The organism is Falsiroseomonas sp. HW251 (assembly GCF_050563545.1).
Taxonomy (GTDB): Bacteria; Pseudomonadota; Alphaproteobacteria; order Acetobacterales; family Acetobacteraceae; genus Falsiroseomonas.
Map to the genome: position 1 here is coordinate 1 of NZ_JBNXUM010000056.1, position 20,536 is coordinate 20,536.

Annotated in this window: 19 protein-coding genes and 2 pseudogenes; 19 read left to right on the top strand and 2 right to left on the bottom strand. The window is 67.9% G+C overall.

Going from position 1 to position 20,536, the window contains the following annotated elements:
* From ACLF3M_RS34180 to ACLF3M_RS34205, 6 genes and pseudogenes are all read left to right on the top strand, one after another.
* Positions 1–895, top strand: an 895-nt coding sequence (locus ACLF3M_RS34180; protein ID WP_430661496.1) for an ABC transporter permease, incomplete at its 5' end; no start/stop codon positions are given.
* Positions 896–923: 28 nt separating this feature from the next.
* Positions 924–1,757 carry an ABC transporter permease gene (locus ACLF3M_RS34185; protein WP_430661497.1) on the top strand — a complete coding sequence of 278 codons (834 nt, stop codon included), beginning with the start codon at positions 924–926 and terminating at the stop codon, positions 1,755–1,757.
* Positions 1,758–2,396: 639 nt separating this feature from the next.
* On the top strand, positions 2,397–3,146 hold the full coding sequence (locus ACLF3M_RS34190) for a hypothetical protein (RefSeq protein ID WP_430661498.1): 750 nt from the start codon (positions 2,397–2,399) through the stop codon (positions 3,144–3,146).
* 114 nt (positions 3,147–3,260) lie between these two features.
* A complete protein-coding gene (locus tag ACLF3M_RS34195; RefSeq protein ID WP_430661499.1) occupies positions 3,261–3,860 on the top strand; it encodes a hypothetical protein in 600 nt (199 codons plus the stop codon).
* A 53-nt stretch (positions 3,861–3,913) separates the two neighbouring features.
* Positions 3,914–4,204, top strand: coding sequence for a hypothetical protein (locus ACLF3M_RS34200; RefSeq protein WP_430661500.1), 291 nt, complete (start codon positions 3,914–3,916; stop codon positions 4,202–4,204).
* A 162-nt stretch (positions 4,205–4,366) separates the two neighbouring features.
* Positions 4,367–5,065 (top strand): annotated as a pseudogene (locus tag ACLF3M_RS34205) (IS256 family transposase); the annotation flags it as partial.
* 155 nt (positions 5,066–5,220) lie between these two features.
* On the opposite strand, the gene ACLF3M_RS34210 reads toward ACLF3M_RS34205, so the two are convergent.
* The gene (locus tag ACLF3M_RS34210; RefSeq protein WP_430661501.1) at positions 5,221–5,514 is read right to left on the bottom strand and encodes a hypothetical protein; all 294 of its coding nucleotides are present in this window, start codon (positions 5,512–5,514) and stop codon (positions 5,221–5,223) included.
* 318 nt (positions 5,515–5,832) lie between these two features.
* Here ACLF3M_RS34210 and ACLF3M_RS34215 point away from each other — a divergent pair, with 318 nt between their 5' ends.
* Both ACLF3M_RS34215 and ACLF3M_RS34220 read left to right on the top strand, forming a co-directional pair.
* Positions 5,833–6,870, top strand: coding sequence for a zinc-dependent alcohol dehydrogenase (locus ACLF3M_RS34215; protein ID WP_430661502.1), 1,038 nt, complete (start codon positions 5,833–5,835; stop codon positions 6,868–6,870).
* Positions 6,871–6,874: 4 nt separating this feature from the next.
* Positions 6,875–8,449 carry an FGGY-family carbohydrate kinase gene (locus tag ACLF3M_RS34220; RefSeq protein WP_430661503.1) on the top strand — a complete coding sequence of 525 codons (1,575 nt, stop codon included), beginning with the start codon at positions 6,875–6,877 and terminating at the stop codon, positions 8,447–8,449.
* 1 nt (position 8,450) lies between these two features.
* On the opposite strand, the gene ACLF3M_RS34225 is transcribed toward ACLF3M_RS34220, so the two are convergent.
* Positions 8,451–9,392, bottom strand: a complete 942-nt coding sequence (locus tag ACLF3M_RS34225; protein WP_430661504.1) for a sugar-binding transcriptional regulator — start codon at positions 9,390–9,392, stop codon at positions 8,451–8,453.
* A 170-nt stretch (positions 9,393–9,562) separates the two neighbouring features.
* On the opposite strand from ACLF3M_RS34225, the gene ACLF3M_RS34230 reads away from it, so the two are divergent.
* From ACLF3M_RS34230 to ACLF3M_RS34280, 11 genes and pseudogenes are all read left to right on the top strand, one after another.
* Positions 9,563–10,888, top strand: coding sequence for an extracellular solute-binding protein (locus tag ACLF3M_RS34230; RefSeq protein WP_430661505.1), 1,326 nt, complete (start codon positions 9,563–9,565; stop codon positions 10,886–10,888).
* A 20-nt stretch (positions 10,889–10,908) separates the two neighbouring features.
* Complete coding sequence (locus ACLF3M_RS34235) at positions 10,909–11,892, top strand: ABC transporter permease subunit (RefSeq protein ID WP_430661506.1); 984 nt, start codon at positions 10,909–10,911, stop codon at positions 11,890–11,892.
* On the top strand, positions 11,889–12,809 hold the full coding sequence (locus tag ACLF3M_RS34240; protein WP_430661507.1) for an ABC transporter permease subunit: 921 nt from the start codon (positions 11,889–11,891) through the stop codon (positions 12,807–12,809). Before ACLF3M_RS34235 ends, ACLF3M_RS34240 begins: the two co-directional genes overlap by 4 nt.
* The gene (locus tag ACLF3M_RS34245; protein ID WP_430661508.1) at positions 12,809–13,591 is read left to right on the top strand and encodes a glycerophosphodiester phosphodiesterase family protein; all 783 of its coding nucleotides are present in this window, start codon (positions 12,809–12,811) and stop codon (positions 13,589–13,591) included. The genes ACLF3M_RS34240 and ACLF3M_RS34245 overlap by 1 nt, the downstream gene beginning before the upstream one ends.
* Positions 13,592–13,618: 27 nt before the next feature.
* Positions 13,619–14,470, top strand: a complete 852-nt coding sequence (locus ACLF3M_RS34250) for a metallophosphoesterase family protein (protein ID WP_430661509.1) — start codon at positions 13,619–13,621, stop codon at positions 14,468–14,470.
* 13 nt (positions 14,471–14,483) lie between these two features.
* Positions 14,484–15,635: an ABC transporter ATP-binding protein gene (locus ACLF3M_RS34255; RefSeq protein WP_430661510.1), complete on the top strand. Its 1,152-nt coding sequence runs from the start codon at positions 14,484–14,486 to the stop codon at positions 15,633–15,635.
* Positions 15,632–16,516 (top strand): carbohydrate ABC transporter permease, encoded by an 885-nt coding sequence (locus ACLF3M_RS34260; RefSeq protein ID WP_430661511.1) that lies wholly within the window; start codon positions 15,632–15,634, stop codon positions 16,514–16,516. The genes ACLF3M_RS34255 and ACLF3M_RS34260 overlap by 4 nt, the downstream gene beginning before the upstream one ends.
* Positions 16,516–17,340 carry a carbohydrate ABC transporter permease gene (locus ACLF3M_RS34265; protein WP_430661512.1) on the top strand — a complete coding sequence of 275 codons (825 nt, stop codon included), beginning with the start codon at positions 16,516–16,518 and terminating at the stop codon, positions 17,338–17,340. Before ACLF3M_RS34260 ends, ACLF3M_RS34265 begins: the two co-directional genes overlap by 1 nt.
* Before the next feature lie 28 nt (positions 17,341–17,368).
* A complete protein-coding gene (locus tag ACLF3M_RS34270) occupies positions 17,369–18,652 on the top strand; it encodes an ABC transporter substrate-binding protein (protein ID WP_430661513.1) in 1,284 nt (427 codons plus the stop codon).
* A gap of 7 nt (positions 18,653–18,659) precedes the next feature.
* On the top strand, positions 18,660–19,445 hold the full coding sequence (locus ACLF3M_RS34275; protein ID WP_430661514.1) for an inositol monophosphatase family protein: 786 nt from the start codon (positions 18,660–18,662) through the stop codon (positions 19,443–19,445).
* A 337-nt stretch (positions 19,446–19,782) separates the two neighbouring features.
* Positions 19,783–20,536 (top strand): annotated as a pseudogene (locus tag ACLF3M_RS34280) (helix-turn-helix domain-containing protein); the annotation flags it as partial.

A 20,536-nucleotide genomic window follows, 5' to 3' on the forward strand; every position in this document is an offset into this window, starting at 1 on the left:
GCTGGTCGGCGCGGTGCCCGTGCTGCTCGGCGTGGCAGTCGCGACCTTCTTCCTCGTCCGCCTCGCCGGCGATCCTACCGACATGATCCTGCCGCCGACCACGCCGGAGGAAGTGCGGTTGGAGTTCCGGGTGCGCCACGGGCTCGACCGGCCGGTCTTGGAGCAGTTCTTCATCTGGATGGGCCATCTGCTGCAGGGCGATTTCGGCGAGTCAATCCGCTTCGGCCAGCCAGCCGGCGAACTCGTCTGGGAACGCGCCGGCGCGACTCTCGAACTCGCCTTCGCGACGCTCGTGATCGCGCTGGTCATCGGCATTCCCGCCGGCGTCGCCGCGGCGCGGGCTCGCGGAACGGCGGCGGATGCGATCCTGCGCGTGCTGACGCTGCTCGGCCAGGCGGTGCCGTCCTTCTATCTCGGTGTCGTCGGCATCGCGATCTTCTCGATCTGGCTGCGCTGGCTACCCTCCGGCGGACGCGAGGGGATCGAGAACCTGATCCTGCCGGCCACCACGCTCGCGGTCTACTTCTTCGCCATCATCGCGCGGGTCACGCGGTCCTGCATGCTTGACGTGCTGAACCAGGACTACATCCGCACCGCGCGCGCCAAGGGGCTGCCGGTGCACAGCATCGTCTGGGTGCATGCGCTGCGCAACGCGCTGCTGCCGGTCATAACCGTTGTCGGGCTGCAGACCGGCTTCCTGCTGGGCGGCGTCGTCGTGACGGAGACCGTCTTCTCCTGGCCCGGCGTGGGGCGCCTGGCGATCCAGGCGATCTACGCGCGCGACTTTCCCGTGGTCCAGGCGGTGGTTGTCACCTTCGCCGCTGCCTTCGTCCTGGTGAACCTCATCGTTGACCTCCTCTATGCCGTCCTCGACCCCCGAGTCCGGCTCGGCTAGCCGCGGTCGCACGCTGCTCGAGCGAGTGATGCGGCGCTGGACGGCGCGATTCAGCCTGCTCGTGCTGGCGATCGGGCTGGTCTGCGCGGTGATGCCGGATGTCGTTGCACCACTCGATCCTTATGACCAGGACCTGTTGGTGCGCCTGCTGCCGCCTGCCTGGGTCGAGGGCGGCAATCCCATGCATCTGCTTGGCACCGACCATCTGGGGCGCGACCTGCTGTCGTGCATCGTGCATGGCGCGCGGGTCACGCTGTTCGTCGCCGTGCTGGCGGTGCTCGGCGCCGCCCTGGTCGGGATTGCGGCGGGGCTTGCGGCGGGCCATTACGGCGGCCGGGTTGACAGCGTGATCATGCGCCTGGCGGACGTGCAGCTTGCCTTCCCGGTTGTACTGCTGGTGATCGTTGTCGCCGCGGTGCTCGGGCCGTCGATTCTGAACCTGGTCGCCATCCTGGCGCTTTCGGGCTGGCCGCGGTTCGCACGCATCGTGCGCGGTTCGGTGCTGACGGTGCGTGAACTCGGCTATGTCGAGGCTGGGCGCGCGGCCGGGTCGAGCGACATGATGCTGATGCTGCGCCACATCCTGCCGAACGTGGCCTCGCCGATTATCGTCTATGCGAGCTTCGAACTGGCCCGGATGATCCTGCTGGAGGCGACGATGAGCTTCCTGGGCCTCGGCGTGCAGCCGCCGACACCGACCTGGGGCGGGATGATCAATGATGGGCGGGGCTACCTACACCTGTCGCTGGGCGCATCGCTGCTGCCAGGGCTGGCGATCGCGCTGACGATCCTGGCCTGCAACCTGCTCGGAGACGACCTGCGCGACGCACTGGATCCGCGGATGGACCTGGAGACGCGTTAGGGGCGTAACTGCGATTTGCGGAGAGGGCGCTGCCCTCCAAGCAGAAATGCGCGTAGCCGCGCGTCACGCTGACATGCGCCCGCGCCGCCGATAGCATCCTGCCACTGCCGTTCTTGACGTTCGCAAACAGCCGCGGGCCCGTCCGTCGTCAAGCGAGCAATGACGACGGTATCGGAGGCGCACGCGGCCGCGACGCCGACGAACATGCGCCGCGTTACGAGTTGCGGCGTCGCTTCTCGTCTACGCAACGCGGGCACCGCACGGACGTCAGGCTGCGATGCCAACCCGTCGCCACTTCTATGGAAGCCGAGAAGGCCAGCAATGCGCCTGGATTTAATCGCGCTTGACGCCGCCCTGCCCCAACGAAAGCCACGTCGACGCCGCCTTTCGGTCGACACAGGCGCCGGTCGGCGCGCACGCCTACCCCATCGCCGCGCTTCAGCGACGTGCGAAATTTCGCCGCGCCCAGCCTGATCGCTGCCATCGTGCGACGCGCGAAGCGGCGCCCATTATAGACACTTGGATGCGCAACGGTGTGAGCGTTAATTTTGCATGAGTCGCCGGCGGAGGACTTGCTTGTGGACGACGATTCCGTCGGTGTACGACTAACTTATTCAAGTACTCCATTAGGAAATTCCGTTGAACACACTTTACAATCAGCATCTGCAGCCCGGCGATGCCAATCCGTCGGACACTCTGCTCATTGACCTTCGTTGCGACGGCCGCTTCCGCGACATCTTCCTTGCACATGCACTGAAGCGCTGGGAAGCCGACAGGAACATCGTCAACAGCTGCATCGATCGAATTGACGATCTCGTGGATGCCGCCGAACGACCGGACGCGCAGGAGGAATGCGCTCGCCTGCGCGCAACTCGCGCTGAATACGATGCTGTTCGCCGGCAGCTACATGCTATGCCGAACCGCGCGCGCCTCCCGCAACGCGAGTGGAAAGGTGCGCCGATCGCGGACATCATGAACTACGTGACGGACGCTGACGAGAATGGCTTCTTGTTCTGCATGCCCGTCAAGAGCGACTTCCGCACCGGCGGTGACGGACTGTACAGTGCAGTTCGGGCAGACGTACGGATCGAAAGCGTCGACATCTACGTCTCGCTCGAGGACGACCCTGACGACGGCGACCTCGGTGTGAATTACGCTCCGACGACTTTCGACGAGTGCAAGAGCGGTCTGATCTATACGGACCAGACGTTCTTGGCTGATCTCCAGGCGTGGCTTCGATCGAGGGGCTTCGACGAAGCCGCTGTTGCCGACATCGAATTCAGCGAGCACGGGATGCAAGGCATTCACGCGGACGTGCCACGGGTCAGCTTCGACGGTGCCCAGTTTGCAGCGATGCTGCGCGAAATGTATGGCAGGGCCGCTGCGTAACAGTCTCTCTCAGACGACGATCGCGAATACCACCAGGACCGTGTTGGTCTGAGTCAGTGGTCGCGAACCGCTCATCATATTCTAGTTCATCTTCCCATCAAGGCATTCTCAGCGATGTTCTTCAACAATGCGGCCCGACGGGCCGCGCACGTTCCCACGCCACAGCTCGCCTTCCCGCTCGCCAACGTCTTCCACGATGGTTCGCCTGCGCCAATCGGGGTGTTGGTCGACCGCTTGGTAGCGGAGCTCGAAGCGGAGCTTGGTCAGGCAATCCCGGACGACCAGCTCGAGGCTGTGCGCGACGCAGTTCACATCAATCTCGTGAACCTCGAGCGCGATGCGCGTGGCGAGCAGCCGCTTCGCACCATCGCGACGCACTCGGAATGGCAGATCGAAGCGGGCCGGGCTGCTCTCCCGGATTTCGTGGCGCGGGCGAGAGCGCTGGTGGGAAGGCCCACGCCTCCGCTACAGCGAATGCTCGCGGGTGTGAAGTTGGCCGACGTCAAGGCCATTGTCTTCTACGAGGCGCCGGCCGGCGCTGCACCGGGTTGGCATGCGGACATTCTGTTTACCCGCGACATTGGCGGATTCGGCGCTGATGCAATTGGAACCCACGTCGACGAGCCGTCCGCGACACGCGAGGACGCGGAGGGGCGGATCGTCGGCGTGCTCGCCGCGGTCCTGGCCTGCATTGACGGTGAGAACGCATCGTGAGTGGAGACAGAGCGCAAAGTCTACGATTCACGCAGGTACTCGACGCCAGTACGGTGCATATCGACGGGCGCGACGATGAGATCCTTGCCGAATTGGCTCCCCGCGAACGTCGTGATCACCCGGGTGCGGCGCCGCCGTTCCGAATCATCGAGCACGGCTGGGGGTTCATCGTCGACGCATATGCCGAAGATTTTCGGGAAGCTTCCGAGGAGGCGCTCGCACTTGGTTTCAGTGAGCGGTTCTTGGCACTGCTGGACTATGCGCGCCGTCAGGGTTGCAGATGGGTCAACTTGGATTTCGATGCAGACTCCATCGAAGGTCTGGAAAGCGGCGATTGGCCGTGACGCTTCTCCGTCCCCGCTACGCGTGCGTATGCGGGCACACTATCGATGATCACTACGAAGGCGAGGTGGACAACGAGTGGACGGCGTGCCGCAGGCGCGTGACTGGGGACTGTCGGGGATTTCGTGTGTTGCCGGTCATGAGGGAAGGGAAGGATCCCCCGCATGGCTCGACGGAAAGCGGCGCACATCGCGGATGAGGTGCTGGACCAGCTGCTCGCGGGCACGGACGCTGCGGCGGCCCTGCAGGAAGGCGGGCTGCTCGATGGGCTCAAGAAGGCGCTGGCTGAGCGGGCGCTGAACGCCGAGATGGACCACCATCTCGGCGGCGAGGCCGGGATCGGCAACAGCCGCAACGGCTATGGCCGCAAGACGGTGACCACCGACACCGGAGGGCGGATCGCGCTGGAGGTGCCGCGCGATCGGCAGGGCAGCTTCGACCCGCAGCTGATCGCCAAGTATCAGCGCCGCTTCCCTGGCTTCGACGAGAAGATCGTGTCGATGTACGCCCGCGGCATGAGCACGCGGGAGATCGCGGGCCATCTGCTGGACCTCTACGGCTTGGAGGTCTCGCCGGACTTGGTCAGCGCGGTGACCGATGCCGTGCTGGACGAGATCGCCACCTGGCAGGCGCGGCGGCTGGAGCCGGTCTACCCCCTGGTGTTCTTCGATGCGCTGCGGGTGAAGATCCGGGACGAGGGACTGGTCCGCAACAAGGCGGTGCACATTGCCCTTGGCGTCCGGGCCGACGGCACGAAGGAGATCCTCGGCCTCTGGCTCGAGCAGAACGAAGGCGCGAAGTTCTGGCTTCGGGTGCTGAACGAGCTGCGCAATCGCGGCGTCCTGCTGCTGGTGGTGGGCGACACCACCCTGGCACAGCGGCCGTCGGGGGAGGCGTCCACCCCATCACAGCCTGCGCCCAAAACGGACTCTCGGTGCACTGCGTTGCCGATCAGACCGAGACTAGGATGGCCGCAAGCCGATCCTGTTCGGCGTTCCAGCGCCGATATGCGAGAGGATCAGGCGGCCGCCCGACCGATCTTCGCAGCCTCCTCCATCACATCGCGCGCGCGACGGTGGTCGATCAGCATGACGATCTGATGCGGTTCGTGTCCGCCCGCGAGGGCCTCAATCTCCGAGGCGAAGCGGTCGAGGCGGCCGATGCAGGCTCGAAGCTCGCTCCGCATCACCTCGCCGCCGCCGCCGGCCGCGACACAGCGCGCACGCACGGTCTCCTCCTCGTCCTCCACCACCCAGCGTGAGCAGGAGGCCGAGGCGGCCGTCTTCGGCGACGTCGCGCGCCGCGGCTTCACGCCGATCGGGGAGCCTGCCTGGCGTGATGCCGACGCTCCCGACGGGCAGCCCCTACGCGGCAATGTCCGGCGTCTAAACGCCGCCGGGCAGTGTCAAGGATTTCCGAAGCGAAGGTCTCAGCGGTGGTGTGTCCACCGCCGAGTTTCGGTCCGGGGGTTTCCGCGCTGATTGACAATGGCCCCCCGCCGCCACCCCCGAGCCCGTGCCGGAAGCACTGTCACGCCCGCACACACGATCCCCTCGCCAAAGGGCATATTCACTCTTGTCTTTCCGACCATACAAAAGTAAATCGAAGCACGTAAAACCGAGTGGGTCCGATGTCCCGAGCGCTGTTCCTCCACGCCGCGCACGACGCCCGCGTCGCTCCGTTCAACCTGCGGGAAGGACGGCCGGGCGAGACGCTGCTGGACGTGGCGGCGGTCGGGCTCTGTGGCAGCGACCTGCATTATTACAAGGACGGCGGCATCGGATCGGCCACCATCCGCGAGCCGTTCGTGCCGGGGCACGAATTCGGAGGTTGGCTGACGGAGGACGTGGCGGAACTGAATCTGCGACGCGGCGCGCTCGTCGCGGTGGACCCGAATAAGGCGTGCGGACATTGCCCGTGGTGTCACGAGGGTCATGCCAACCTCTGTCCGAATGTCGAGTTCATCGGCGCCCCGCCGCATGACGGTGCGATGGCCGAGCGGATCTGGGTGCCGCGGAGCCAGATCGTGCCGGTGCCGGAGAGCTTCACGCCGCTCGACGCGGTGATGCTGGAACCGCTGGGAGTCGCAATCCACGCGGTGGACCTGGCGAAGCCGCGACTGCTGGAGAAGGTGGCGCTGCTCGGCCTCGGCCCGATCGGGCTGCTGATCCTCCAGGTGCTGAAAGCCGCCGGTGCCGGGGAGGTGCTGGCGGTCGACCCGCAGGCGCACCGGCGGGAGATGGCCTCGCGCCTGGGCGCGGATCGGGTGAGTTCCTCGGTCGCCGACATCACGGGCTGGACGGCGGGAGAGGGAACGCCGCTCGTCATCGAGGCGACGAACAACCCCGTGGGATTCCGTGACGCGGTGACCGCAGCGCGGATCGGCGGGCGCGTCGTGCTCGTCGGCATCCCCGACGGCGACACCTACACCCTGCCCGCGGCGGATGCTCGGCGACGCGGCCTCAAGATCAAGTTCTCCCGCCGCATGGGGGAGGTCTATCCGCGCGCCATTACGCTCGTTGCCTCGGGGAGAGTGGACGTGGCGACCCTGGTGACGCACCGCGTCGGACTGGAGAATGCCGCGGAGGCGTTCCGGATGCACGCCGCAGATGCGCCGGGCGTGGTGAAGACGCTCATCTACCCGAACGGGACCGACGCGGCGGGCTAGGGCGGTGGCGCCGCTCCTCGTGGCGGTGGATGTCGGCACACTCTCGGCGCGGGCGGGGGTGTTCGACGCGAGGGGCGGCTTGCTGGCGGCGGCGGCGACAGGATTTCCGCTGCGGCGTCCCGCCCCTGGTCATGCGGTCTATCGCTTTGCGGAAATCTGGGCGGCGGTCGTCAAGGCCGTGCAGGGCGCGCTGGACGCGGCACCTGGCGCGGCAGGCCGCGTGGTGGCGCTCGCCTTCGACGCGACGTCCTCCCTCGCGCTGACACACCTGGGCAGCCCGCCGCTGGAAGACGGGGCCGACGTGTTCTGCTGGGCCGACCATCGCGGCGAGGCGGAGGCCGAGGAGATCACCGCGACGGGCGACCGGTTCCTGCGGCATATGGGCGGCACGCTCTCGCCCGAGATGCACCTGCCGAAGCTGCTGTGGCTGCGGCGGCGCGACCCGGCGGCCTGGGCGCGCGTGACGGGCGCGCGGGACCTCTGCGACGCCCTCGCCCACCGCGCGACGGGGGTGGACCGGCACTCACTCAATGGGCTCGCGTGCAAATGGGCCTACCTGCCGGGGGAGGGATGGCGGCACGGGCTGCTCGCCCGGCTCGGGCTGTCCGACCTGCCGAAGCTCGGCGCGCTCGCGGCCCCGCCATCGCCGGCGGGCGCGCTGCATGGCGCGCTGTCACCGGGGGCGGCGGAGGAGCTCGGGCTGCCTGCGGGCACCCGCGTCGCCGTCGGGCTGATTGACGCGGAGGCCGGGACGCTCGGCGCGCTCGACGGCAGCTTCGCGGCGGCGATGAACGGGACGGCGGTGCTCATCGGCGGCACCTCCAGCTGTATCATGACCTTCGCCCCGGACGAGCGGCTCATCCCCGGCGTCTGGGGACCCTATCGCGACGCCGTCTTCCCCGGCCTCTGGCTGCACGAGGCGGGACAATCGCTCACGGGCGCGGCGCTCGACGCGGTGCTGGAGACGCATCCCGCCGGCCCGCGGCGCGCGGGGCCAGGGGAACACGCGGCGGCCGTCGCGCGGATCGTCGAGTGCCTCGACGCGGAGGGCGCGGCCTTCGCCGCGGACCGGCACGTCGTCCCGGACTGGCTCGGCAATCGCTCTCCTCTGGGAGACGGGCGGGCGCGGGCATTGCTGTCGGGCATCGGCGAGGAACGGAGCGAGCGCGACTTCCTCGAAGCCTACTACGCCACTGCGCGGGCGCTCGCCCTTCAGGCCCGGCACATCCTCGATCACCTCGATGCCCATGGCTACGCGGTGCGCCGCGTCGCGCTCTCCGGCGGCCACGCGCGCAACCCTCTCCTCGTCCGGCTCTACAGGGACGCGATGGGACGCGATCTGCTTCTCCTACACTCGCCGGAGCCGGTGTTGCTTGGCACCGCGATGCCGGCGGCGGTAGCGGCAGGCCTCTATCCCGACCTCCTCTCCGCCGTCGCCCGCATGTCTCCCGGCACGGCCCCCCTTCGCGCCGATCCCAGCGCGGCGCGGGCGCATGACGTGGCGTACGGCATCTACCGCGCGCTCTTCGAGGCGCGGAACGCGGCGTTGCGCGCGTCTGCCGCGCTTCGCGCCGGGTAGGTCAGCCACCAAGTGCCGCACGGGCCGTCTCCTCGTCGGAAATCAGCACCTTCGGCACGCCGCCACGCAGGGCGGCGGCGATCACCGCACGCTTGTTGCGCCCCCCCGCCGCGACGACGACGTTGCGGATGGCCGCGAGACGGGCCGAGGGCAGGCCGATGACGCGGTCGTTGATCGGATGGGCGATGGGCTGCCCCTCCGCGTCGAGGAACTGGCCGAGGACGTCGCCGACGGCGCCCGCCGCGCGGAGATCCTTCGCCGTCACGTCGGCCGGGAGGCCGTGGCGAATGAGGAGCGAGCGCGTCGTGAGGTCGCCGAGGCTGAGCAACGCGAGGTCGACCGACTCCACGCGCGCGAGCGCCTCAGCGAAGACGTCCTGGGCGACGATCGTGTCGCGCGATGCTGCGCTGCCCGCGTAGATCGGGGCGGCAAGATAGGTGCAGCGCGCGTTGAGCCGCCGCGCGAGTTCCCCCGCCGTCTCGAAGGAGTTGAGATCGGAGCCGCGCGTGAGGCCCCCCATCATGGACGTCACCCACATCCCTGGCCGGTCGGCCGGGGCGATGTGGCGTATCGTCTCCCGCAGCGTCGCGCCCCACCCCACCCCGAAGACCCGGACCTCCGTGCGCGCAAGATAGGCCGACAGGTATTCCCCTGCCGCACGCCCGACGAGCGGCGCCACCTTTTCCGGATCCTCCGGTGTCGGGACGATGACCGCATCCGTCAGGCCGAAGGCAGCGACCAGGCGTCGCTCCAGAGCGACGCAGCTCTCCAGGCGGGAGGTGAGCGAAACACGGACAAGCCCGCTCTCCCGGCACTCGGACAGGATCCGGTTCACGCGCAGGCGGGTAAGGCCAAGACGGGCCGCGATCTCGCCCTGGGTCAGATCCTCCATGTGGTACAGCCAGGCGACGCGGACGTGCATCTGGTCGTCTGAGCTGTCCACGGCCGCCCCTCTCCGCCCCGGCGGAGACAACCGCGCCGGGCAAGCAGTGTCAGCCGCATTACAGTTGTGTTTAGCGATTTACAAGTGGTGTGTTGCTGTCCTAGGCTTCGCGACGGCAGTCCGGCTCAGGCAAACGGAGTCAGGGCAAGCGAACAGGGAAGGAAGCTGTCATGACGGGCTCGTTCTCCCGCCGCTCGGCGTTCACTGTCGCGGCCCTCGGCATCTCGACGCTGGCGAGACCGGCGCTCGCGCAGGGCGGCGCTCGCGAGATCCGCTTCTGGCACGCCATGACCGGGCCGCTCGGCGAGAAGCTGGAAGACCTCACGCGCCAGTTCAACGCGACGCAGTCGGAGTATCGCGTCGTGCCGCTGTTCCGGGGCACCTATGACGAGCTGATCAACGCGACCGTCGCCGCCTACCGCACGCGGACCCAGCCGCAACTCGTTCAGATCTACGAGCGCGGCTTCCTGACGATGCTTCTCTCCGGCGCGATCGTGCCGGTGCAGGAGCTGCTCACGGCGAACGGCCATCAGCTGAACTGGGGGGACTTCATCAAGCCGATCGCGGGCTACTACTCCTATCGCGGACAGCTCTCGGCGATGCCGTTCAACTCCTCCACTCCCATCCTCTATTACAACAAGGCGCACTTCGCCCGCGCCGGCGTCGAACAACCTGCCGAGACCTGGAGCGCGCTGGAGGAGCAGCTGCGCCGCGTGAAGGCCGCCGGCGGCCCCGGCAGCATCATGGCCGGCGACTACCACTGGAGCTGGTTCGAGAACTACTCCGCCATCAACGACTTCCAGTACGCGACGAAGAGCAACGGCTTCGATGGCCTGGACACCGAGTTCACCTACAACCGCACCCCCGTCGTCGCGCAGCTCGCGCGCATGAAGCGCTGGATGGACGCGGGACTGCTCGATGTTGCCGGGCAAGGGGTGGATCCCGCTTCCATCTTCACCTCCGGCCGCTCCGCGACCTTCATGGCTTCCACCGCCGCCCATGGCGCCATCATGGCCGCGCCAAACCTCGACTGGAGCGCGGTCGCGCTTCCCTACGAGGAGGGGCGCAGCCCGAAGAATTCAGTGATCGGCGGTGCCGTGCTCTGGGCGCTGCGCGGCCACCCGGAGGCCGACAACGTCGGCACTGCCGCCTTCCTCGCTTTCCTCGCAAAGCCCGAGACGCAGGTCGCGTGGCACAAGGCCACGGGCTACGTGCCCGCGACCAACGCGGCCTACGCGCTGGCGACGGAGCAGGGCTGGTACCGGGAGAAGCCGACGCAAGAAATCGCCGTCCGGCAGCTCGCGCGCGGCACGCCGACCGCGAACTCCCTCGGCTACCGGTTCGGCAACTTCACCCAGACGATGTTCGCCCAGCGGGAGGAGGCGGAGCGCGCCTTCAACGGCACGAAGCAGCCCCAGGCCGCGATGGACGACGCGGTTTCCCGCGGCAATGAGATCCTGCGACGCTTCGAAAGGCTGAACGCCGGGCGCTACTGATCCAGGACTCGACGAGGGGCATGAGCGAGACTGCACTCCCGACGCTGCCGCCGCGGCGTCTCGCCTGGCCCGCCCTCCTCCGGCCCCGGTGGAAGGCGCGGAGCCGGGCGGGCACGAAGACGTCGGGCTTCGAGGGCCAGCTCCTTCCGCTGCTGCTCCTCGCGCCGCAGCTCATCATCCTGCTGCTGTTCTTCTTCATCCCGGCGGGCCGGGGGCTCTATCAGGCCTTCCACCTACAGGACCCATTCGGCCAGACCGTCCACTTTGTCGGGCTGGAAAACATCACCGACCTGCTGCGGAGCCGGGAGTACCGGGAATCCCTCCGCCTCTCCGTCATCTTCACCGGCGCTACCGTCGTGCTGACCTTTGCCGCCGGACTGCTCCTGGCTTTCGCGACGGACCGGGTGACCCGCGGGCGGACCGCCTACCGCACCGTCCTGCTGCTGCCCTACGTGATCGCGCCGGCCATCGCGGGCTTCATCTGGGCCTTCCTCTTCAACCCGCTTGTGGGCCCCGGCGCCGGCCTCCTCCGGGCCCTCGGCATCGCCTGGGACCCGAACCGCTCCGCGGCCGATGCCATGATCCTGGTGATCTTCGCGGCGTCGTGGAAGCACCTCTGCTACAACTACATCTTCCTCGTAGCGGCGCTAGCGGCCGTGCCGCGCACGGTGATCGAAGCGGCCGCGGTGGACGGGGCCGGGCCGATCCGCCGCTTCACCCGCATCGTCTTCCCGATGATCGCACCGACCGTGTTCTTCCTCATCATCATGAACACCGTCTACTCGCTGTTCGAGACCTTCGCGATCATCGACACCACGACGCGCGGCGGCCCGGCGGCGGGAACGAGCATCCTGGTGTACAAGGTCTATCTCGACGGCTTCGTGAACCTCGACCTCGGCTCCTCCGCCGCCCAGTCGGTCCTGCTCATGGCCTTCGCCATCGTGCTCACCATCATCCAGTTCCGCCTTGTCGAGCGGCGCGTCAGCTACGACGTGTCCCAATGATCGAGCGCACGCCCATCCTCGACGGCGCCTGCCATGCGGTCCTGATCGGCGCGGCGCTCCTGACCTGCCTTCCTCTCTACTACGCCTTCGTCGCGGGCTCCCTCACGACGGCCGAGGTACAGCAGGTACCGCTGCCGATGGCGCCCGGCAGCGCCTTCCTCGAAAATGCGGCAGCGGTCTGGAGCCGGATCGGGGGAGGCCGGCTGTTCCTCAACTCGCTGATCGTCGCCGTCGGCATCGCGGTGGGAAAGCTGACCATCTCCATACTCTCGGCCTTCGCCATCACCTATTTCCGCTTCCGGTTCCGGCGCGCGGCCTTCTGGCTCGTCTTCCTGTCCCTGATGCTGCCGGTCGAGGTCCGCATCGTCCCGACCTTCGAGGCGATGACGGACGTGCTGATGCCACTGCGCGCCCTTTCTTTGGGCATCGGCCTCGACGCCGCGCTGCACGCCCTGACCGGCTGGCAGGTGGAGATCGCGCCGCAGTGGAGCCTCCTCAACTCCTATGGCGGCCTGATCTTCCCGCTCATGGCCTCCGCCACCGCGACCTTCCTGTTCCGGCAGTTCTTCCTCACGGTCCCGAACGAGATCTGTGACGCCGCGCGGATCGACGGCGCGACGCCGCTGCGCTTCCTGCGGAGCATCCTCCTGCCGCTGTCCCTCCCGAACCTCGCGGCCCTCGGGATCATCTTCTTCCTGTTCGGCTGGAACCAGTACCTCTGGCCGCTGCTGTTCACGACGGAAGCCTCGATGCAGACCGTGGTGATCGGCATCAAGCAGCTGATCCCGCATGGCGAATCCATCCCGGCCTGGAATCTCGCGATGAATGCGGCCGTCCTCGCGATGCTGCCGCCGATCACCGTCGTGCTGCTGCTCCAGCGATGGTTCGTGAAGGGGCTGATCGAGTCCGGGAAATGATGAAGCGCGTGATCGGCCATCGCGGCGCGAAGAACCTGTGGCCCGAGAATGGGCTGACCGGCTTCCGCAACGTCCTCGGCCTCGGCGTGGCCGGGGTGGAATTCGACGTGCATCCCACGAAGGACGGCGACCTCGCCGTCATCCACGACTCCACGCTCGACCGCACGACGAACGGAAAGGGGCCGGTGGCGGCGCGGAGCATGGCCGAACTGCGTGCCCTCCGCCTGAACGGTGGCGACGAGGGCGTGCCCTCCCTCGACGAGGTGCTGGACGTGCTCGGGCCGACGGGCGTGGAACTGCACGTCGAGTTGAAGGTGGACTCGGACGGCGCACCCTATCCGGGTCTGGAGGAGCGGGTGGTGGACCACCTGCACCGGCGCGGCCTGGCACGGCGGAGCGTCGCCACTTCCTTCTGGCCGGATGTGCTGCATCGCCTTCGCGCGGCTTTCCCCGATGGCCGCCTGCTTGCTTCCGTCAACGAAAATTCCGCTTCGAAGCTGGGCGGTCTCGATGCCTTCCTGCTCGCGGTGGATGCCGCGCGGGTGGATTACGTTGCCGTCCACCACGCGCTCCTCGCGCGAGAGATGGATCTGTTTCTACGCCGGGTCGGCGCGTTGCGCCTCGGCGCCTGGGTGGTGAACGAGCCGCCGGACGTCGCACGCTGGCTTGCGGCGCCCGTGACACTCATCACCACGGACCGGCCGGACCTGTTCCCGGCGGCCATCCGCAACGCGGCGACGGATCATGCACCTGCTGCGCCCGCGGCGCATCGGACACCGTAGGGGGAGAGAGCCGATGCGAGGGCACCGATGACGCGCGTGGTCCAGATCTCCGACACGCACCTGTCTCCCGGCAAGACGCATTTCGGACCGAACTGGGCGCCGCTGGCCGCCTGGGTGGCTGCACAGAGCCCCGACCTCGTCATCCACACCGGCGACGTGACGGTGGACGGCGCGGGTGTCGAGGAGGATATGCGGCATTGCGCGGCCCTCCTCGCGACGCTCCCCGCGCCCGTCCTCTCGGTTCCTGGCAACCACGACGTCGGCGAGGCAGGTCACCCGCAGCAACCGGTGAACGCCGAACGCCTCGCGCGGTGGCGTCGCCATCTCGGGCCGGACTGGTGGTTGCGCGACGTGGCGGAGTGGCGCCTCATCGGCCTCGATTCGATGCTGTTCGGATCCGGCCTTGTCGCGGAATTGGAGCAGGAGACCTGGCTGGAGGAGGCGATGGCGGGCGCCGCCAGCCGGCGCATTGCCGTCTTCACCCACCGTCCCTTCATGGTGGAGCAGGCGGAGGAGCCGGACACCGGTTACTGGTCCGTGAAGCCGGATCTGCGCCGGCGCATGCTCGCGGCGTTCGACCGGCACGACGTGGCCATTGTCGCGACGGGCCACCTGCACCGTGCGCACGAAGCCATCCATCGCGGCCGGCGCCACATCTGGAGTGGCGCTGCGGCCTTCCTCGTCGGCCCCGACTTCCAACCGCCCATGCCTGGCGAGGCGACACTCGGCGCCGTCGTCTACGATTTCCACGGCCGTGAGGTGACCGTGACGCGCCCCGCCGTGCCGGGCCTGACGGATTTCTGGATCGACCATGTCGCCCAGGAGGTCTACCCGGTGGCGCGGGACACCTATCCGCCCAGCCTCGCGGTCGAGGCCTGAGAGGGACGGCGCGATGGCCCGGGTCGAACTCGACGGCATCGGCAAGGCCTTCGGCGCGATGCGGGTGCTGTCGGGCATCGACCTCGACGTGCTGGACGGCGAGTTCCTCACCCTCGTCGGCCCGTCGGGCTGCGGAAAGTCCACGCTGATCCGGATCATCGCCGGGCTGGAACCGCAGACCGAGGGCTCGGTCCGCATCGGCGGTGCCGCCGTGGACCAGCTGCGGCCGCATGAACGCCGCGCGGCCATGGTGTTCCAGAGCTATGCCCTCTACCCCCACATGTCCGTTGCGGGGAACATGGCGTTGCCGCTGATGATGGCGCGTCTCTCGGCATGGGAGCGGGTGCCTGGCCTGCGGCTTCTCTCGCCGCGGCGAAGGCGCGTGATGGCGGAGATCGCGCGCGAGGTGCGTGCTGTCGCCGACGGCCTGCAGATCGCCCCTCTGCTGGAGCGGAAGCCGTCGCAATTGTCCGGAGGGCAGCGGCAGCGCGTCGCGCTCGGCCGCGCGATGGTGCGCCATCCCGACGTCTTCCTGATGGACGAGCCGCTGTCGAACCTCGATGCGAAGCTGCGCGTCCACATGCGGGCCGAACTGACGGACCTCCATCGGCGGCTCGGCACGACATTCCTCTACGTCACGCATGACCAGGTCGAGGCGATGACGATGTCCGACCGCGTCGCGATGATGGATGCCGGACGGATCCTGCAGCTCGGCACACCCGCCGATCTCTACGCGCGGCCCGCCAACGTCACGGTGGCCCGCTTCATCGGCAGCCCCGCGATCAACCTGTTCCCCGCGCGTATCGGAGTGGATGGGATGGCGGCCCTGGAGGACGGGACGGAGGTGGCCCGGACCCGCCTCCCCGCCGGGTCCGCGGCGACGGTGGGGCTACGGCCGGAGGCGATGCGCGTGGTCCCCGGTGGACCCCTAGCAGCGCGGCTGCGACGGATGGAGAATCTCGGTCCCGAGGTCATGCTGCATTTCGATCTCCCGACAATCGCCGGAGCATCGGTCGTGGTGCGCGCGGCCTCGGCTGCCGGGGTGGCGGCCGGCGGCGAGGCGGCACTCGCCTTCGATCCCGCCGCCGCGCATCTGTTCGACGCAGCGGGCGAGCGCACGGACCATGTCCCGGCCCTCGCATGCGCGCCGGAGATGGCGCCGTGACCGCGCGCCAGGCTCGCATCGAGCGCTGGACGGGAATGGGGTTCGTCACCCCGGCCCTTCTCCTGTTCCTGGCGACGAGCATCCTTCCCCTCGCCGTCCTCCTCGCGCTGAGCTTCACGGACTACGAGCTCGGCGCGGTGGACACGCGCAACGTCGGGACGGCGAATTACGCGAGGGCCGTCACTGACCCAACCTTCCGACGCTCGCTCGGGAACACGCTGCTCTACGTCGCGATCGTGGTGCCGGGATCCGTCGGGCTCGGGCTCCTCGTTGCGGTCCTCGTCCATGGGCGCCGTCTCAGCCGTGGATTCTACGAGGTGATCTACTTCCTTCCCGTCACCTCCACCCTCATTGCCATGGCGACGGTCTGGCAGTTCGTCCTGCATCCGCGCCTCGGGCCGGTGAACGCGGTGCTGCGATCCATCGGCGTGGGCGAGGTGCCTTTCCTCAGCGAGCCCTCCCTCGCCCTGCCGACCCTTGCGGTCATCGGCATTTGGCAGCTGCTCGGGTTCAACATGGTCCTCTTCCTCGCGGGGCTCTCCGCGATTCCGAAGGACCTCTACGAGGCGGCGGCGGTGGACGGCTGCGCGACGGGCCTCGACCGCTTCCTGACGATCACCTGGCCGCTGTTGACGCCGACGACGCTCTTCGTGGTCGTCACCACGTCCATCACCGCGTTCAAGGTGTTCGACACGGTAGCGGTCATGACCCGGGGCGGTCCGATGGGGTCGTCGGAAGTCTTGTTGTACAACGTGTACCTGGAGGGCTTCCAGTATTTTCACATGGGCTACGCCGCGGCACTGACGCTTCTCTTCCTCGCCGCGCTCCTCGCCGTCTCCGCGGTGCAGCGCCTCGTGCTGGAGCGGAGGACGCATTACTGATGCGCCGCTCCGTCGCTTCCCTTCTTGCACATGCGGTGCTGTTGGCGGGCGCGGCCTTCATCCTGCTGCCCTTCGTTTGGATGCTCGCCACCTCCATTAAGCCGCCGGACGAGGTGTTCAGCGGCACGCTTCGCCTCTGGCCCGAGCGGTTCTTCGGATGGCAGAACTACGGCTTCGCCCTCACCGGGGCGCCGCTGCTTCGCGTGGCGCTGAACGGCGTGATCGTCTGCCTCGGCATCCTCGTCGTGCAGGTTCTCATCGCGGTGCCCTGCGCCTATGCCCTCGCGAAGCTGCGGTTTCCTGGACGGGAGTGGCTGTTCATCCTCGTCCTCCTCGCGCTCGCGATCCCGGTGCAGGTGCCCGCGCTGCCGCTCTACATCGCGCTCGCCGAGCTTGGCATGCTCAACACCTACATTTCCATGATGCTGCCATTCTTCTTCTCGGCCTTCGCGATCTTCCTGCTGCGCCAGTTCTTCCGTTCCTACCCAGACGACATCATCCAGGCCGCACGGCTCGACGGCATGGGGGAGTTCGAGATCGTCTGGCGGATCGTCGTGCCCTCCGCGTGGCCTGCTATCGCGGCCTTCGCGGTGTTCTCGGTGGTCGCGCACTGGAACGACCTCTACTGGCCCCTCATCGTCATCACGGACGGGAAGTTGGCGACGCCGCCGCTCGGCATGATGCTGTTCGCCGATGCGGAGGCCGGGGCAAATTACGGCGCGCTGACGGCCGCCGCGACGATCATCACTGCACCGCTCGTCGTCGTCTTCCTTCTCGCGCGACACCGCTTCATCGCGGGCGTGACAATGACCGGACTCAAGTGAGGCACATCCAGACAAGGGGAGGACACGAATGACGATCACGAGACGAACCCTCGGCACGGCCATCCTCGCGGGCCTCTCGGCGCCACGCCTGGCGAGGGCCCAGACGCCCGTCACGCTCGACGTGCTCTACTGCTTCCCCGCCTTCGCGCGGTTCCATGAGCCAGTGGCGCAGGAATTCATGCGGGCTAATCCGAACATCCGTGTCACCTTCCGCGCCCCGGCCCCGACCTATGACGACGGGCACCAGGCGATGCTGCGCTCGGCGGTGACGAACCAGTTGCCCGACGTGTTCTATTCCGGTTTCCACCTGCAGGCCGAACTTGTCAGGACGCTGCTGCGTCGTCAGCAGGTCCTCGACCTCGGCCCGTTGCTGGCGGCGGAGCCGCAGGACTGGGTGCGGGCAAACTACTCCCCCAAGATCCTCGACCTCGGGCGCGTGGACGGGCGGCTCTACGGCATGGCGTTCAACGCCTCCACGCCTGTCGTCTACTTCAATACCGAGCTGGTGCGCGCGGCCGGGGGCGATCCGGCGCGCATGCCCGATACCTGGAACGACACCGTGGCACTCGCCAGCCGCATCCGCGCGAGCGGGTCGAATGTCGCCGGTCTCGGCTACAACGTGCATGACTGGCCGGACGATTGGCTGTTCCGGGCAATGATCCACCAGGGCGGTGGCAACATGCTGAACGAGGCGGGCAACGCAGTCGCCTTCGGGGATGCGGTGGGGCTGCGGGCGATGAACCATCTTCGCCGCTTCGTGTCCGAGGCGGGGATGCCGCTGATCGACTGGGACCAATCGCGCCAGCAGTTCATCGCGGGAGGCATCGGCATTTTCGTGGATACGCCCGCACGGATGCGGCAGGTAACGGATTCCATTGGAAACCGCTTCACCCTCGGCACCAGCGTCTTCCCCCTCGACGACAAGGAGAAGGGCGGGCTGCCAACAGGCGGCAACGCCGCGCTGGTCACCACGCGGGACGCTGCAAAGCAGCGAGCCGCTTGGGAGTTCGTGAAATACATGACGGGACCCCAGGCGCAGAAGGCCGTGGTGGAAACCAGCGGCTATCTCCCCACGAACCTTCGCGCCCTGGGACCCGAATTCCTTGGCCCCTACTACGAGGCCAACCCGAACTTCCGCACCGTGGCGCGCCAGATGGACCGCTCGGTGCCCTGGCAGGGCTACCCCGGTGGCAATTCCGTCCGCATCTGGCGCACGCAGCGGGAGGTCATCAACCGCGTCATGCGTGGGGATGTGGCAGCCGACGCCGGACTCGAGCGGCTGGTACGGGAGACAGCCGCGCTGATGGGCTGAACGGCGCGTGTTGTCCCATGCGGAGATCCTCCGCGGCGCCGCGACGGTCGCCGCCGACGCTGCCGCGGTGCTGACCCGGATGCGGGGGGCGCCGTGGGACGTCCGCCGCAAGGAACTGCGCGACGTCGTGACGGATGCCGATCTCGCAGCGGAGGCCGTAGTGCTCGAGGGCCTCCGCCGGCTCACGCCCGGCGCCGCCATCCTGTCGGAAGAGGCCGGGGCGAGTGACGGCGGCTCGGGGGAGCGATGGATCGTGGACCCGCTGGACGGCACGGTGAACTACGCCTCCGGCCTGCCCTGGTTCTCCGTCACCTTGGGCTATCAGCGGGGCGGGGTGACGCGGGTCGGGATCGTCCACGCGCCGGCCCTCGGCCTCGTCGCGACCTATGCGGAGGGGGAAGGTGCGCGGCTGAACGGCGAGCCTGCCGCGGTGTCCCGCACGCGGTCACTGTCGGACGCGGTGATTTCGGTCGTCCTGACGTCGCACTTCTCGCCGGCGGAGGTGGCGCGCACCGTGACCGTCATCCGCCGGCTGGGAGAAGTCGTCCGGGGCGTGCGCATCATCGTCTCAGGTGGGCTCGAGATGTGCTGGGTGGCGGGCGGGCAGACCGATGCTTTCATCTCGCTGAAAGCCGATGCCGTATCCCACGCCGGCGCGATGCCTATGGTACGCGCAGCAGGTGGCCGGGTCACGCGGCTCGACGACGCGGATGCGAGAGACGACGACACGGAGCGGGTCGCCTCGAACGGTCTCATCCATGGCGAGTTGCTAGAACTCGTTGCTGGCGCATGAGGAGTACGACGCAAGCGGGTCTGTCCGTCGAGGCGCGTTCCCGGCCGGCGTGTCATCGTGTCGTTCCGCCAATTCCTGCGAGTTGGTCGGCAGGCTCGGGGGCAGAGTGGAGCGCCCTACTGATTTATCGCCAGCAGAATCTAAACCGGCATCGGCACTCGCCGGCGCGAAGACGCGGGCATCTTTCCTACGCTGCAATGCCCACGGCGAGTGGCTTCCGAAATTGGCTAGACGCCTTTGTTCCGACAGTTTTGTCCGGTGTCGGCGCCTTTGAGACAAATCGGGGAAGTTGAGGAGCGGAGGATTTCTGGCTCATCGTAACCGCCAAGGAGTGAAGATGAGCCAGAAATCCTCCGCGCCGGCCGCTGCTGCGGAGCAGCCCGCCGAGCGGGTAGTGCGCGACATCCGCCGACGCACCCGCAAGCAGCACTCGGCCGAGGAGAAAATCCGGATCGTGCTGGAAGGCCTGCGCGGCGAGGACAGCATCGCCGCGCTGTGCCTACTCGAGGGCATTGCCGAGAGCCTGTACTACGCCTGGTCCAAGGAATTCCTGGAAGCCGGCAAACGGCGGCTGGTCGGCGACACGGCGCGTGCCGCCACCACCGACGAGGTCAAGGAACTCCGCCAGGAAGCCCGCGCCCTGAAGGAAGCCGTCGCCGAACAGGCACTCGAGCTGCGTCTTCTGAAAAAAGCATGATCGCGGACTGGGGACGACCGTTCATCAGGTACCCCGCTGCCGAAAAGCTCGAGATCATCCGCCTCGTGGAGCAGTCTCACTTGCCCGCCCGCCGCACGCTGCGTCAACTCGGCATTCCGCCGGCGACCTTCTACCGCTGGGTCGACCGCTACCAGCACGGCGGGCCCGAAGCACTGGCCGACCAGCCCTCGCGGCCCGCGCGCGTGTGGAACCGCATCGCCGATGCAAAGCGTGACCGGATCGTCGACCTCGCCCTGGCCGAGCCCGAATTGTCGCCACGTGAGCTTGCCGTGCGCTTCACCGACCAGCAGCGCTATTTCGTCTCCGAAGCCTCGGTCTACCGCGTGCTGAAAGCCCATGACCTGATCGCCAGCCCGGCCTTCATCGTGGTCCC

Excerpts from the sequence above, each read along its gene's own strand:
- ACLF3M_RS34270 (WP_430661513.1), top strand. The coding sequence starts at position 17,369 with ATGACGATCACGAGACGAACCCTCGGCACGGCCATCCTCGCGGGCCTC.
- ACLF3M_RS34265 (WP_430661512.1), top strand. The coding sequence starts at position 16,516 with ATGCGCCGCTCCGTCGCTTCCCTTCTTGCACATGCGGTGCTGTTGGCG.
- ACLF3M_RS34240 (WP_430661507.1), top strand. The coding sequence starts at position 11,889 with ATGATCGAGCGCACGCCCATCCTCGACGGCGCCTGCCATGCGGTCCTG.
- ACLF3M_RS34250 (WP_430661509.1), top strand. The coding sequence starts at position 13,619 with ATGACGCGCGTGGTCCAGATCTCCGACACGCACCTGTCTCCCGGCAAG.
- ACLF3M_RS34185 (WP_430661497.1), top strand. The coding sequence starts at position 924 with ATGCGGCGCTGGACGGCGCGATTCAGCCTGCTCGTGCTGGCGATCGGG.
- ACLF3M_RS34230 (WP_430661505.1), top strand. The coding sequence starts at position 9,563 with ATGACGGGCTCGTTCTCCCGCCGCTCGGCGTTCACTGTCGCGGCCCTC.
- ACLF3M_RS34235 (WP_430661506.1), top strand. The coding sequence starts at position 10,909 with ATGAGCGAGACTGCACTCCCGACGCTGCCGCCGCGGCGTCTCGCCTGG.
- ACLF3M_RS34255 (WP_430661510.1), top strand. The coding sequence starts at position 14,484 with ATGGCCCGGGTCGAACTCGACGGCATCGGCAAGGCCTTCGGCGCGATG.
- ACLF3M_RS34215 (WP_430661502.1), top strand. The coding sequence starts at position 5,833 with ATGTCCCGAGCGCTGTTCCTCCACGCCGCGCACGACGCCCGCGTCGCT.
- ACLF3M_RS34245 (WP_430661508.1), top strand. The coding sequence starts at position 12,809 with ATGAAGCGCGTGATCGGCCATCGCGGCGCGAAGAACCTGTGGCCCGAG.
- ACLF3M_RS34195 (WP_430661499.1), top strand. The coding sequence starts at position 3,261 with ATGTTCTTCAACAATGCGGCCCGACGGGCCGCGCACGTTCCCACGCCA.